The organism is Bradyrhizobium sp. 62B (genome assembly GCF_030272265.2).
Classification (GTDB): domain Bacteria; phylum Pseudomonadota; class Alphaproteobacteria; order Rhizobiales; family Xanthobacteraceae; genus Bradyrhizobium.
Map to the genome: position 1 here is coordinate 5,642,246 of NZ_CP092841.2, position 14,376 is coordinate 5,656,621.

At 60.9% G+C, this 14,376-nt stretch carries 11 protein-coding genes; all 11 read right to left on the reverse strand.

Features of this window, described 5'->3' with window-relative positions:
• Window positions 1–23 precede the first annotated feature (23 nt).
• Window positions 24–2,357 (reverse strand): PAS domain S-box protein, encoded by a 2,334-nt coding sequence (locus ML401_RS27115; protein WP_376717312.1) that lies wholly within the window; start codon window positions 2,355–2,357, stop codon window positions 24–26.
• A 13-nt stretch (window positions 2,358–2,370) separates the two neighbouring features.
• Window positions 2,371–3,003: a chemotaxis protein CheC gene (locus tag ML401_RS27120; RefSeq protein WP_212029305.1), complete on the reverse strand. Its 633-nt coding sequence runs from the start codon at window positions 3,001–3,003 to the stop codon at window positions 2,371–2,373.
• Window positions 3,000–3,383: a response regulator transcription factor gene (locus tag ML401_RS27125; RefSeq protein WP_285807555.1), complete on the reverse strand. Its 384-nt coding sequence runs from the start codon at window positions 3,381–3,383 to the stop codon at window positions 3,000–3,002. Before ML401_RS27125 ends, ML401_RS27120 begins: the two co-directional genes overlap by 4 nt.
• 328 nt (window positions 3,384–3,711) lie before the next feature.
• Window positions 3,712–5,904, reverse strand: coding sequence for a chemotaxis protein CheA (locus tag ML401_RS27130; protein WP_285807556.1), 2,193 nt, complete (start codon window positions 5,902–5,904; stop codon window positions 3,712–3,714).
• The gene (locus ML401_RS27135; RefSeq protein ID WP_285807557.1) at window positions 5,901–6,290 is read right to left on the reverse strand and encodes a PleD family two-component system response regulator; all 390 of its coding nucleotides are present in this window, start codon (window positions 6,288–6,290) and stop codon (window positions 5,901–5,903) included. Before ML401_RS27135 ends, ML401_RS27130 begins: the two co-directional genes overlap by 4 nt.
• On the reverse strand, window positions 6,287–7,063 hold the full coding sequence (locus ML401_RS27140; protein WP_376717390.1) for a protein-glutamate O-methyltransferase CheR: 777 nt from the start codon (window positions 7,061–7,063) through the stop codon (window positions 6,287–6,289). The genes ML401_RS27135 and ML401_RS27140 overlap by 4 nt, the downstream gene beginning before the upstream one ends.
• A gap of 64 nt (window positions 7,064–7,127) precedes the next feature.
• Window positions 7,128–7,751, reverse strand: coding sequence for a HEAT repeat domain-containing protein (locus tag ML401_RS27145; protein ID WP_285807559.1), 624 nt, complete (start codon window positions 7,749–7,751; stop codon window positions 7,128–7,130).
• Window positions 7,751–8,818 carry a chemotaxis-specific protein-glutamate methyltransferase CheB gene (cheB, locus tag ML401_RS27150; protein ID WP_285807560.1) on the reverse strand — a complete coding sequence of 356 codons (1,068 nt, stop codon included), beginning with the start codon at window positions 8,816–8,818 and terminating at the stop codon, window positions 7,751–7,753. Before cheB ends, ML401_RS27145 begins: the two co-directional genes overlap by 1 nt.
• A complete protein-coding gene (locus ML401_RS27155) occupies window positions 8,815–10,326 on the reverse strand; it encodes a chemotaxis protein CheW (protein WP_285807561.1) in 1,512 nt (503 codons plus the stop codon). The genes cheB and ML401_RS27155 overlap by 4 nt, the downstream gene beginning before the upstream one ends.
• Window positions 10,319–12,250, reverse strand: a complete 1,932-nt coding sequence (locus ML401_RS27160; protein WP_285807562.1) for a methyl-accepting chemotaxis protein — start codon at window positions 12,248–12,250, stop codon at window positions 10,319–10,321. The genes ML401_RS27155 and ML401_RS27160 overlap by 8 nt, the downstream gene beginning before the upstream one ends.
• A 935-nt stretch (window positions 12,251–13,185) precedes the next feature.
• A complete protein-coding gene (locus tag ML401_RS27165) occupies window positions 13,186–14,376 on the reverse strand; it encodes a PHB depolymerase family esterase (RefSeq protein WP_285807563.1) in 1,191 nt (396 codons plus the stop codon).

Below are 14,376 nucleotides of genomic sequence, written 5' to 3' on the forward strand. Positions count from 1 at the left end.
AGCTTAAGCAAACCGTGAGAGCTCTAACCGTGGGTCGCGATCAATTCCTTGATGCGCGCCGCCAAGCTGTCCATCGCAAAGGGCTTCGTCAGGATACCCATTCCCTCTTCCGGCCGGTCCTTTGCAAAAACGCTTTTTTCCGCGTAGCCGGTGATGAACAATACCTTTAGTTTCGGCCGATCCAGTCGGCCAACATCGGCCAGTTGACGTCCATTCATCCCGCCAGGCAATCCAACGTCAGTCACCAGCAGGTCAATACGCACGTCGGATTGAAGAACACGTAGCGCACTTGAACCATCGGCGGCTTCGATCGCCCTGTATCCGAGCTCGGCAAGTACCTCTGTGACCAACATGCGCACTGAAGGCTCGTCATCGACGATGAGGACCGTTTCACCAGCACCAGCTCTCGGAGCGCCGGCAAAATCTCCAACGTCGTCCGCAGCAGATTCCCGCTCGTCATGCCGCGGCAGAAGAATGTGGACTGTTGTACCCGCTTCCAATTTCGATGAGATGCGAACCTGGCCGCCGGACTGTTTGGCGAATCCGTATATCATCGATAGACCCAAGCCGGTGCCCTGTCCCAACGGTTTCGTCGTATAGAAGGGGTCGAACGCGCGCTGAATTACTTCATCCGTCATGCCTGTGCCGGTGTCGGAAACTGAAAGAACAACATACTCGCCGGCCTTCATCTCGCGCTCGGCAGCCGCGGGCTGGTCCAACGTGCAATTGTCCGTCTCGATCGTAATCTTTCCTCCGTCGGGCATTGCATCGCGGGCATTGATGCAAAGATTGAGCAGCGCGTTTTCAAGTTGGTTGGGATCCACCAGCGTGGCCCACAATGAACTTCCCTCGACGGTCTTGACCTCGATCGCGGGCCCAACCGTGTTGTTTATTAGATCTTGCATCCCAGCAACGAGGCGGTTTATGTCCGTTGCCTTTGGGTCGAGAGTCTGCCGTCGTGAAAATGCCAGCAATCGATGCGTCAGTGCGGCTGCGCGGTTTGCGGCGCCTCGCGCCATCGAGATGTATCGATCGACATCCTTGTAGCGTGCCTGTGCGATGCGAATTTGCAAGAGCTCTAGGCTGCCAGAGATGCCCGTGAGCAGGTTGTTGAAGTCGTGCGCCAGACCGCCCGTCAACTGGCCGACCGCCTCCATCTTCTGGGACTGGCGCAGGGCGTCTTCGGTCTTGGCGAGTGCGTCCTCCTGCCGGCGTTGCTCCGTAATGTCTCGCGCAACGCAGTACAGTAGCCCACGGGCATTGACGGCCGTCCAAGCGAGCACGCGATAGTCGCCGCTTCGCGTCCGCATGGTGTTTTCGAAGTTGAAGGTCTTCTCGGCAGCCGCAAGGCGATCGAACTCCGCACGAAACGCCCGCACGTCGTCCGGGTGCTCGAGCCATTCCGAGGTCTTGCCCAGAATGTCGGCGGAAGACCATCCAAGGATGCGCTCCCAGGCCGGATTCACGCTGATCCAAACGCCGTTGATACTTGCCACACCCAGCATATCTTGACTGACCTGCCAGATCTGATCGCGTTCCTGCGTGCGCTCCGCTACTCGAAGTTCGAGTGTCGAATTTAAGGTCCGTAATGCTTCCTCGGCTTTGTGCCGTTCGTTGACGTCGTGAAGAATTGCCGTGACGAACACATGGCCGGAGCTGAGCCAGCGGGAGGCCGATACCTCCAGATAGCTGCTCGAACCGTTCTGCCGGCGAGCCACAAGCTCAATCGGTCGCGGCGGACTTGGACTGTTCAGAACGTCTTGCCAGAATTCATCCCACCGTGCGGGCTCGTCGAACAGAGGCGAAAGCGGTCGACCAATCAGCTGCTGTTTTTCGTAGCCCAACTCCCGAAGGGCGGATGGATTGGCGAATTGAATCAAACCCAACGTATCGAGCGTGAGAATGACATCCGGCGCACTTTCGACTACTGCGTCATAACGCGCATTCTGGCGCTCACGAAGAACGCGCTCCCGATATGCGGAGGCCGTGACGTCGACGATCTGCAAGACACATCTTAGCTCGGGCATCTTCCCGAGCGGCCGGACTGAGATATTGTGAAGCATCTCCAGCCCGGCCCGCGTCCTGAGCGGCAACAGGTTACGGTTGAGCGTATGCGTCAGAAAGCTTGATGAATTCAACTCCAACGCCTCGGAGATCGCACCAGTAAGGCGCGTGGAAAGTTTCCCCGGGAAGATCTCGGCGAGTGTCTTCTTATCGGCTTGCGGCGCCGTAACGCCACTAGCCGACGCAAGCCAATCGTTCCAGCCGATCACTCGCTGGTCGCGGTCAAGGACCGCGACGCCAGCGTCGAGCGCGTCGATCGCGGCAAGCAGCAGGTTCCGTTCAAGGTCGATCATTGTGAGATCCGCTCTAGCCGGTCGTCCGTTCGATGAACTCGTCCAGCAAATGCGTTAGCGCGGTGAGGGAGGGAAGATCCATGATCATGGCGATGTAGCCACTAATATCGCGCTCACGAACGGCGAAGTCGATGTAGAGAAACATCACCACATCACCAGCTTCGGGTGGCGGAGCGAGACTGAAGAACGTGGTCGCATTGCCTCGAAGGACCTCAGGCAAAGACATCTTCAGACTTCGGTGCAGCATATTTGCGATGGTCGCAAGACAGCTGTTGAGCAGTACGTTGCCGGTCTCCGCCAACGCTTCCTGTTCCAGCTCGATGATATCTTCCAGAGGAAGGTCGCCGCCGGTGATGGCCCTGACTAGCTCTAGACTCTTGGTTTCTGGAAATATCAGGAGAGCGCGGCCGGTAATATCGCCCTCGAACACTTGGTGGACAGCAACGAGATTCTTGATCTCTCGCTCCGACAGAATTCCGATCGCTTCACCCCGACTGACCAGGGCGACGGTTGGTACGGACAAGTGCACCTGCGCACCCACCATCGCTCGCAAGCTATTCGCGGCTTTGCTGACCCCGATGTTGACCAGCTCGGTCAAGGCATCAAGTTGCAATTCCGAAAGCATCACGGTCGGCTTGGTTGTCATTTACTCTCCGCCTGAAGCTGGGCAACTGCAGCTTCAAGAAACTTTCCCAAAGCATGCTGCGTTAGGGGCTTCTGCAAGAAGGTCGCTCCAATGGCGTGCGCACGCGCTACAATCTCTTCCTGATGATTGGCAGAGACGATGGCAATTGGCATGGATGGATTGGCGGCCTTGAGCTCGGCAGCCAATTGCAGGCCATCACGTCCCGGCATGTTGAAATCCAGTAGCGCCATGTCGAACGAGTTGCTGCTTCCCATTGACACCGCTTCGTCGGCGGTCGCCGCCTCGAGGCGGGTCCAGTCGGGGTAGAGTGCGTTAAGAGCCTTGGCCGCGGACATCCGGGCCAGCTTGCTGTCGTCGACGATGAGAAGCTTGTAGGTCATTCTTGTCCCGCAGGGCGTTTAGTTTCAGCGATGGTGTTACTTGGCTGTTTCGCATCTCCTGGGCGTTCCGGGAAGGCCAAGTTTGCCTCCCGGCCGCGTCGAAGTGCCGGACCAACCATTGCCTCTAGGAAACCGTCCCTCGGCACCCCTTCTGGAAGCTGTCTGGCTGCTATGAGAACCTGGATAATGGCAGTGTGTGCCTTAGTGCACTTAGTCCAGTCTACTGTAACACTGGGGTCCTCCAGCAATCTCTGAAGCAGCATATCAGCGTCCTCGACCGAACAGTCGCCGATCAACAGAATTTCGCCGATGCCGCCCAGCTTTATCGTCACTCGAACAACTCCTGAACGTCCAGCACGATCAGAACGCGACCATCGCCAAGCAGGGTCGTTCCTGCCACTCCGGGCATGTTTTTCAGTAATCCGTCCATTGGCTTGAGCATTATATCCATGCGCTCACCGAGCCTATCGACCTCGATTCCGCCGAGGTAGCCGGATGACGATGTTACTACAATCTTGGCCTCCTCGGTTGCCTCTTGCGACTCGGGCAGACCAAGGCTTTCGGCCAGGTTTATCAATGGTATCGTCCTATCACGCAGGACGAACGCGCGACTGCGGCCGACGGCGGCGAGATCCTTGCGAGGTACGCTTGCCGTCTCGACGACCGTATCCAGCGCAAACCCGAAGACCTGGCCGGCCGCTTCGGCGGTCATGACTTTGGTCACCATCACCGTAAAGGGCAAGGTCAGCCGTACTTTACTGCCTTGGCCGGAGTAGCTCTCGACGCCGACGGTCCCTCCGATCCGCTCGACGGCCGCCTTGACGGAATCCAAGCCGACACCGCGGCCGGACAATCCCGTCACCTCAGTTGAGGTGGAGAACCCCGGCGCAAAGATGAGCTGCATGATTTCGTTGTCACTCATTTCACTTAACGACGCCTGCGGCAGCAAGTCGCGGTCTGCAGCAACCTCCCGGATGCGCCGGACATCGATGCCGCGCCCATCATCTTCGACCTCGACGATTACGTTCTCGAGTTGCCGCCGGGCTCGCAAGACGATGTTCGCGGACGGAGCTTTCCCGACCGCCTTCCGTGTTGCTGGGTCTTCGCTGCCATGGTCGATTGCGTTGCGAATAATGTGAAGGAGCGGTTCGAACAGACTCTCGACGACGGTGGCGTCTGCTTCGGTGGATTCGCCTTCGGCGACAAACGTGACGGACTTTCCGATGCTCGCCGAGATTTCGCGGACCAGGCGTGGAAAGCGCTGAAAAACCTGCCGAAGCGGTAGTACTCGGATCTTGAGGATGGAGCGCTGCAACTCGCCGACGAGCCTGTCCAGGCGCGCTTGCTGTTCCCGCAGATCGGCCAATAGCTCCTTGGGATCGACACCGTTCTGAACCAGTGCCGCGATGTGGCCAAATGCATTCTTGGTCACGGTCAGCTCGCCCGCCAGATTGACCAAAGCGTCGATACGGGACGATTCGATCCGCATGACGCGGTTTGTCGGTGCTCGTGCACGGACTGCCGTGTTCTGATGTGGCGCACTCTCGACCCCGGTTGGACTATCGAGTATGCTCTGAATGGCCGCGATCAGGGTGGTCGCATCCCCCTCGACCAGACAAGTTTCCAGCAATGTGGCGATCCTGGCGGCCGCATCTAGCAACCCCTCGTGCTGCAGGATGTTGATGGTGGCCCTGCCGGCAGCGGCCATCCGTCCCAACCGACCTTCCGTCCCCTTCTCATTTAACAGAAGGACTTGAGCTTGCAGCAGGGATTGCAGGTCCTGCCGCAGTTCGACCGCGTTGGCGTGCAATTCGACGATGTCGAGGACGCCGGGCGCGCCTTCGAAGGCCACCCAAACTAGATCTTTCGAAGCCCGCGAAACCGCGACGATTTCCAGCACACAGGAAAACGGATCGATTTCATCGAGAAGCATTCCGTCAGGCAACGCAAGATCGACCACGACGAGCTCAGGAACTCGCGCCAACCGCGCCAAAGGATCCTCGCCGCGGAAGAACGCGTCGGCGTCGGGTCGAAAATGCAAGGCGACGCCGGCCGCCGGTAATTTGTTGCCGTGAAGATTGCGCAAGGACTCGTACCAAGCCCCATCGGCGCTGGCGCGCGGGCGACCGTCGTCGGCATCGTGATTCTTGCTGACGAATTTATCGACAATGACATCGGCGACAGCATCCGCGTTGCTCGGCGGTTCGCCGGTAGTTTCCATCTCGTCGAGCCATCGGGTGATCTGATCGAGGCAACCGAGACAATCGTCCACCAGCGTCGGCGTTACTTCTCTCGTTTCATTCCGCACTTCCGACAGCGTTTCCTCGGCGGCGTGGAGCGCACGTCCCATCGCTGCGAACTCCACGATCCCGGCGGCTCCCTTCAAGGTGTGAAATGCCCGAAACAGTGCGTCTATCGTCTCCTTGCCACCTTTCCCTTTCTCCAGTGCAAGCAGATCATTCGTGCCTTGCTCGACGAGTTCACGCGCCTCTAGTAGGAATTGCTCGACGAATTCGTTCATCGGGCAACTCCGGCGAGCAGATCGATGTAGTTGGCCAAGGCCTCTTGCGAAATCGGCTTCACGACATAGTAGTTGGCCCCCGCACGCCGCGCGGCGACGACATCTTGCTCACCTGCTTCAGTGCTCGTCACCAATGCCGGGATCCCAGCGAGGGGAAGGTCTTTGGATCGCAGCGTGCTGAGAAAAGTCATACCGTCCATTTGCGGCATGTTGACATCGACGATGACGACGTCGAAGGGGTGCATCAGCAGCTTCTCCAGGCCTTCAAGACCGTTCATGGCTTCATCGACCCGATAGCCGGCTTTCTCAAGCGCCTGGCGATAGTAGGCTCGCACCAGAGACGCGTCATCGATCACCAGGACGCTCTTCTTGCCGTCTGGTGTCATGGTTTCATCTCCCGGGGCCTGCGATAGACGATAGCGTCGGAGTACCGGCAGACCTCGAACAGCGGCGAAATCCGGCTCATGGATTCCGTATGTCCAAGGCAAATAAATCCACCCGGAAGGAGGTTATCATAGAGGTTTTCGGCAGCAACACGCCGCGATTCGTCGTCGAAATAGATCAGGACGTTCCGGCAGAAGATCACGTCGAATTGGCCCTGTGGGCGCGTCTGGCGGGTTTCAACGAGATTGACTCGGGAAAATTGCACGGATTGTCGGAGATCGTCGAGAATGAGCCAGCGCTCATCGTCGAGCTGCTCGAAATATCGGGCAACGAGATCAGGTGGCAGGCGCATCAGCGCGCGCTTCCCAAAGATGCCGGCGCTGGCCGCCCCGAGCACGCGTGTATCGATGTCGGAGCCCACGATCTCGATGTTGAAATTGTCGACCTCGGACCAGTTCTCAAGCAGCCAAATCGCAATCGAATATGGCTCCTCGCCGGTCGAGCATGGCGCCGACCATATCCGTATCGCGTCCCCGCGCCGCTTTTCCTGGATGCGCTCGCGCAGCAGGTCCTTGGTCAAGCATTCGAGTTGATGATCCTCGCGGTAAAAATACGTCTCGTTGACCGTGAAGGCGTTGATGATGTGCTCGACCTCGTCCCGGATTTCGCTGCGCAGAAAGGCAAAATACGCGGGAAAGCTGTCGATCGACGTCGCGGTCATGCGCTCGGCGATGCGTCGTTCGACGTAGTATCGTTTCGCTTCGGTAAACGCCATTCCCGTCCGCCGATATAGAAACTCGGCGAGCCTGCGGAAATCGTCTTCTGTGACGATCGGGGTTTCAGCCACGGTTCGATGCTTGTAAACCGATACGATCGCTGGCGACCTGGATCGCAAAACCGAGAAAAGGGTCGTCGGGAAAGCGTCCGGCGCATTCCGCCAGAAGCGGCAGCAGGTCGGGCCCACCGACTTCAACCAGCACCTCGACGGCAGCGCCGCAAACGTTGGCCTGACTTTCGGTCGCGAGAATGGGCCGCAGCAGCCGGTTCGCCTCGCCGACCGGTTGATTGCGGACCAGTTCGCAGGCCAGTATGCGGACATCTGCGTCCTTGTCGGTCAGGAGTCCGGGAAGATGCGGTGCGGTTGCCTCGGGCATAGCGCGAAGCGCATCTAGCGCGCCGGCACGCAAGCTCGCATCGTCCGAACGCAGATAGGGCAACAACGCCGCAGCGCTTTCAGGTATCCGCGTGCGGGCGATACTCGTAAAGATCGCCTCTCTGACGCGCGGATCGGCCTCGCGGGAAAGAGCGTCGCTCAGAAGCGCAAGTCCGTTCGGCAGTTCGGCCGCCGCCCGTGCCGCGGTCCAGCGTTCATCGGTGGGGCCGCCGGCCAGTGCTGCCGTCAATGTCGACGCATCGAGCAAGGGGGCTGCTGTCTCGCTGGCGCTTCGTTTGACCAGGGGCATCAGGGTACCAGCCTTTCGAGTTGGGCCGCGATATTCGGCAGCGGAACGACAAAATCCGCTCCGCCCAATTTGACGAGTTCGCCGGGCATGCCCCAGACAACGGCCGTTTCCTCGGCTTCCGCGATTGTCTTTCCGCCCCCGCTCTGAAGAAGTTTCATCGCCTCCGCCCCATCGTTGCCCATGCCCGTCATGAGGACCCCGATCAACTGGTCTGCGGCCATATGGTTCATCGCGCTACGGACTAGCCGGTCGGCGCTGGGGTGCCACGGATAGTCCAGCGCAGGCGCGGCCGTGACAACGAGGCCAGTGCCACGTTTCGAGACGACTATGTCCGCATCGCCTCGCCCAATATAGACAAAGCCAGGCTGCAGCGGCATCGGCTTGCGGACCTCGGTGACGGTCAATTCGCAGAGCCCGTCCAAACGTCTGGCCAGCGACCCGGTGAATTTGTCCGGCATGTGCTGGGCCACCAATATGGGCCATGGAAACGAAGCCGGAAGGGCCGTCAAAAGCGCTTCCAGCGCCGGCGGCCCGCCGGTCGAGACGCCGACCAGGACTAGCCCATTTCCGGACGCGGCCGGCGTGCTCTTCTTCCGCGACGGGGAGGCGACGGTAGCCTTATGCCCGCCGATCTGGTGCCGAACGCGCTCCCTCAGCCGGAGGGATCGCTTAAGACGCGCTCCTGCGGCCTCGCGAACCTTGGCCACCAGTGCGGGCGCCATTTCGTCAATATGGAGCGAAACTGCGCCGGTGGGTTTCGCAACGAAATCTACAGCCCCGAGCCTGAGAGCTTCCAGGGTCGCATCGGCCCCGTCCGCCGTCATGGACGAAACCATAATGACCGGGCAGGGGTGCTCGATCATGATGCGATCGAGGCAGGTCAATCCGTCCATCTCGGGCATGTGCACGTCGAGAGTCACGACATCGGGAATGGACTCGGCAATCGAAGCCAATGCTTCCTTTCCGTGGCGCGCAAAGGTCACACGGAAGTCCGGCTGCTCGGCAAAAACCTTTCCGAACAATTTTCGCACCAATGCAGAATCGTCCACGACGAGGACGTTGATCACCGGTGTGGTCGCCCGGTCTCTTTCAGAGACGCGTTCTTGTTGAAGGAATCCAACAACCCCCGCTCCGCTCGGCTCAGAAGCTCCGACGGATCCAGCAGCAGCAACATTCTGCCGAACTCTTCAAGGTTGATGACGGAACGGACCAACCCGGCTGCCTCGCCCGTCAGGTCGGGCGCTGCCTTGATCGCTTCAGCCGAGCACCGCAAGACCTCCGTCACGCTATCGACGATGAGCCCCGCGCGATGCTGTTCGGTCCGCACGACGACGAGCCGGCGGCCGGCGGTGTTCTCGGCAGCCGGCATGTCGAACCGACGTCGCTGGTCGACCACGGGAAGCACCACGCCGCGCAGATTGACGACGCCTTCCAGGAATTTGGGCGTCCTTGGCAACCGGGTGATCTGCTCCGGAACGCGGGCGACTTCATCGACGGCTTCGATTGGAAGCGCAAACTCATCCTCGTTCAATTTGAATGCCAAGAAACGGAGTTCTCGCGTACCCCTTTCGCCGGCACGGACGGTCGGCGAATCCGTCGCGCGGTCGGTACGGGTCAATTTCTGCATGACGTCTTCCCGAAAAAGGCGCTCCGGAACCAGGATAGAAATCAATCGCGCTTTGCTGGCTCGATAGATTTCCGCGATTTGCGTTTCCCCACCGGCGCGTGCGCTCAGGATCGGGGGAGCCTTCTCGACGAGCGAAGGATCGATGGCGATGAGCGATCTCGTCCCATCGGCGACCAATCCAACCGAAGTGTCGCCGACCCGTGCGACGACGACCTTGTTGCGTGTCAGCGATGCGGGCGGTAATCCCAATAGGATCCTGAGGGATAGAAGCGGAAGCAACGTATCGCGGTATGGCATCACGCCCAGGACGACCTCGTCGGTGCCCGGCAGATGAGTCAGGTGATCAGGTAGGGGAACGATCTCTCGGACCGCTTGCAAATCCAGTCCATATTCCTGATTTGCAACGTCGAGCGTGAGCAACCACCGACGTTCGTCAATAGCGGCATGCGCATCATCGACTTTCGCCGCCAAAGCGCGCGAGGTTCGTTTCGCTTTGGTTTGCGGAAATGCACGCGTGAGAAGCGCGTCTAGATCCAATATCTTCGCGATCTCGCCGCCGCGCTGAAATACGCCCCGCAATTCCTCTCCGGCCAAGGTCGCCAGCTCTGCGTCCTCTCGCCGGATCTCGGACTCCGGCACCGTCACCAATGCGGCGACCTCGTCGACCGCTACCGCGACCGGCGCAGCTCCATCGAGCACGATCAACCTTGCTGTTGACGTCGAGGCGGTCTCGCCGCGACCAAGCAGTGCGCGCACGCTGGCGACCGGCATCACCACGCCGCGCAGATTGGCGAGGCCGAGCAGGCTTTTCGGCGCTTGGGGAACCCGTGCAAGCGGCGTGATGCGAATGACCTCCGCGACCTGCCCCGCAGGCAGCGCATATAGCCGTTCTTCCGACCTGAAGGTCAGATAACGTTGGTCGCTGCTGCCCTCGCCCGGATTAGCCATGCTGCTTTTTTAGTTCGTCCGACAGGGAGGCTATCTCTTCGATCGCGGCCGCGAGGTCGTCGGCGCCCTGGGCCTGCTCCGCAGACGCAGTCGCAGCCTGACGCGAGGCCGAATTGGCTTCTTCTGCTGCTGTAGCTATCTGCCGGGCGGCGGCGGCGGTTTGCCCCGCCGCAGTCAGAATAGCCTCCGCCCCCTGTCCAATCGTCTGATAGGCGGCGCTCAGCGATGCGACATCCGTATTCATGTTGTCCAGGGCCTTGATGACCGCGCGGTTGTTCTGGACTTCGAGTTCGGCCGCACTGACGAGATGCTCAAGGTCTCGCCGCAAAACAGATATCTGATCGAGAATGCTGCGCACGCTGTCCTTGACGCGCTCGAGGCTCTCCGAAGCCTCGCGGGCCAAACCGCGGATATCGTTCGATACTAAAGCGAAACCGCGACCGGCATCGCCGGCGCGGGCCGCCTCGACCGCACCGCTGACCGCCAACATGCTGGTCTGGATCGTGACTAAGGCGATCGAATCGACGATCTTCTCGATCTTGCGTCCGACGGATTCAAGGTGAATAATCGTGGTCAGAGTGCTCCGCGTCTTGTCAAGAGCGTCACCCACGCCGGCGATCAAGTCGCGGACTGCGGTTCGGCTCCTCACAAGAACGCTCTCCATTGCTGCAACGCGCTCGCTCGCCAACCGACTCCGGTCCTGCGCAATCCGTGCGCTCTTTTCGATTTGGGCCAAAGCCGCCGAGGTCTGTTGCGCGGCTGCTGCTTGTTGCGTCGATCCCTTGTTGATCTGTTCGACTGCGGCCGAGATTTGGCTTGCCGCGCTGGAAAGCTCTTGGATCGTGGCGGAAAGCTGCTCTGCAGCGCTGGCGATCTGCTCAGGCGCCGATCCCTCGGCCGAACCTGAACGCAGCTGTTCCGAAAGCACAGCGAGACTTTGCGCGGCCTTTTGCCCTTGATCCAGCGACGCCGACTGCTGCCTAATAGCCAATCGTGCTTCGTTAGCCGCTGAGGACTGTTCTTCGGCCGCGCCGGCGACGAGTTCGGCTCCCTTCTGCGCCTCGATAATAGCGCGCTCAGCTTCGAGAGACGCGGTCAGCGTGTCCTGAGACCCGTCGGCCAGCGCCGCCATGTCCTTGCGAACAGCCGCAAGCTCCTGCGCCATAAGCGAACCGGCCTTGGACTGGGCCGTCGCCATGGTGGCCGCGGCGTTGATGGCCTCCACCGCGCCGCGGACATTCGATGTGATCTCTTCGGACAGGCCTTGTACTTCCATGGCGCTCTTGTCGGAAACCTCCGCGAGCGCCCGGACCTCCTCGGCGACGACAGCGAAGCCTCGACCATGATCACCCGCGCGTGCAGCCTCGATCGCCGCATTCAAGGCAAGGAGGTTGGTCTGATCGGAGATCTTGCTTACCGTGCCGGTGATCGAACTGACGTCTTGTGCGCGACGTTCCAGTTCGTTGATGATCTTTCCGGTCGCGACTTGCCGTTCCGCGTTCTTTTCGATGGCTTGGACGGAGGTGGAAATCTGGGTGCTGGCCTCCGCGAACAGCACTTGCGTCGCGTCGGTCAGCCGCCGGGAGCTTTCCGCCTCGCGGCGAGAAACGGCAAGATTTTCCGAAACGTTCTTGATCGCCCCAAGCTGTTCCTGGGTCGCGCCCGCGGCCTCTTCTGCACCCGCGGAAATCTGCTCCATTGACTGGCCGAGCTCTTCGGCTGCGGCCGCGGCCTCGGCTAGGCCACTCGCCAACTCCTCCGTGGCCGCCGCTATCCGCTCAGAGACCTTATCTTTTTTCGAGCCTTTGGAGACCGCGGACGATGTCGTGGGCTTCGCCAGCGCGCGGTCCGTTTTCGCGCCGTTTCCCGGCAACGCCCGCTTCGCTGCGGCGGGCGCAATTTTGGTTGTCTTTACAAGGGGCATAGCTCTCTCAGGCTGCCGGGCGGTGGGAACCAACAGTACCATTCTTCGGGCGTCTAATCGCCGTTGTCCACGATCTTGTTCGAAGCAGCAAGACGACAGCCTCGGCTGTTACACGAGCTTTAGTTAGGGACCCGCCCCAATTCTGAAGAGCTTCCGCGCGATTTCGCGGAACGAAAGCAGATCGCTCGTCATCGGTAACAATGTTCTTGAACGTGTTCTTGCCGAGATGATTGTTTGGGGCGATGAGCCGTCGCGCTTGCTTGAACGACCGACCGCCTCTCAGCATGCGCATGCCGATCAGGCAGATGGAGCGGATGGCCGCCGCTGTCGGCAGGAAGGCCCCTCCGGCACGCGGCCTTGGCTCCGGATGAAGACTTCCCGCCCGAATACTGGATATCTCCTGGAAGACGCCGGCGCCGACGGCGGCAAACCGGCCCCCTGCGGATGGCTGCTGCGGCTCGGCCAGATTCGTGGCATTTACTGGGGGTGGGCTGCCGACGCTGCGACCGGACCGTCGAGATTCAGAAGGTCGACGCAGTCCGCCTATACGGTCCGGACGCGGCCTGGCGGGACGTCGGCCAGCGTCCGGTGGACAACACATGTACGCAGCGCACCGGCCGCCACGAGGAGGACGGCTGCTGGCCGTCGTACGACGTTTAGCCGGCGGCAACCATGGCGCCGAAGCACCACCCGACCCCGCTCTCCGGGCCGTCATAAGCCGACACCCTGGCATCACGACGATGTTGAGCCAGGGTCATCCGGGGCGACCGAGCGGCCGTTGCCGACCGCGCGCACCACGCCGCCGGCTTCCAGCTTCTCCGGACCTGGCGAGGCCTGACGCCCGGCGACGACAGCCCTAATTTGGAACGCATGACGTCTGCAGTCGCCGGACTCCGAATGGTCTTCTCGAAGGCCGAGCGCCGACGGGAAGTTCATTAGCCGCTCAACGAATGCTCCATGAAGAAGCGCAACATCTCCTTCGTCGCATCCGGCCCGCGCGGATCGGTGTAGGAGCCCGCAGGGCTGCCGCCCGACCAGGCATGCCCGGCACCGTGGACACTCCAGTGCTCTGAGATGTCTCGTCCCTGCGTAGCGGTCAGGATCGTTCGCGTATACGAATGCCCGTCCGGCACTCGCCCGCGAACCACCCTGGCCTCCCGGCTCTTAGCGTCGCCAAGGTCATCCAGAACCCGGTCGCCGTTGTCGGGATGCACGGTGGTGTCGCGGTCGCCATGAAACACGATGGTCGGCACCGGAGAGCAAGCCTTCATGGTAGCTCCGGGCGCACCGCCCTGCCGCATCGCGGTCAGCGCAGAAGGAAGATCGCTGGCTGCTCCGCACGCCAGGCCCGAATGGACGCCGACCGCAGCGTATAGGTCGGGATAGGTTGCTCCCATGATGGCGGCCGCGGCCCCGCCGGCCGAAAGGCCCGCAACGTAAACTCGATTGGGATCGATGCCGTGATCGCGCATGATCTGTCGGGTGATGCCCGCGATCAGCGAAGGTTCGCCGCCGTCCCGCTTCTGGTCTTCGGCGCGAAACCAGTTCCAGCATTTGGCCTGGTTGGCTCCGTGCGGCTGCTCGGGATAGACCACGAAGCAGTTCTGCTCTTCGGCCAAAAAGTTCATCCGGGTGCCGGCGGCGAAGTCGTCGGGCGACTGAGTGCAGCCGTGAAGCATGACGATCAGCGGACGCGGTCGCCCGGGCGTGCGGCTCGGGATGAACAGCTTGTAGGCGCGGCTTCCCGCCGCGTTGCCGAATGTGCCTGCGATGAAACTTGCGCCATCGGGCACGATGTCCGACGTGGAGGGCGGAGCGCGCCTGCCAAGACCCCGCAATCCGAGCCCCGCGAAGTCTTTCACGCCTTTGAGCGGCGCGGGACGTTTGTGTCCTAGGACGGACGCATGCTTCGCGGGCCGTCCGCTTTCCCTCTCCTCGACGACGTGGGCTTTCATGTCGAGGATCGGCGGCTCGAGCCTCGCGGGCCCGACTCGAACTGCGCGGCCCATCGCTGCTGAAGGCGCAGCGTCTCCGCGGAGCATGCGTTGCAAGAGCGCAGTGGCCTCGTTCAATCGACCTGCCCGCGTGAGGCGAGTGGCCTCGCGAACTATGTTCTGATCCAACAT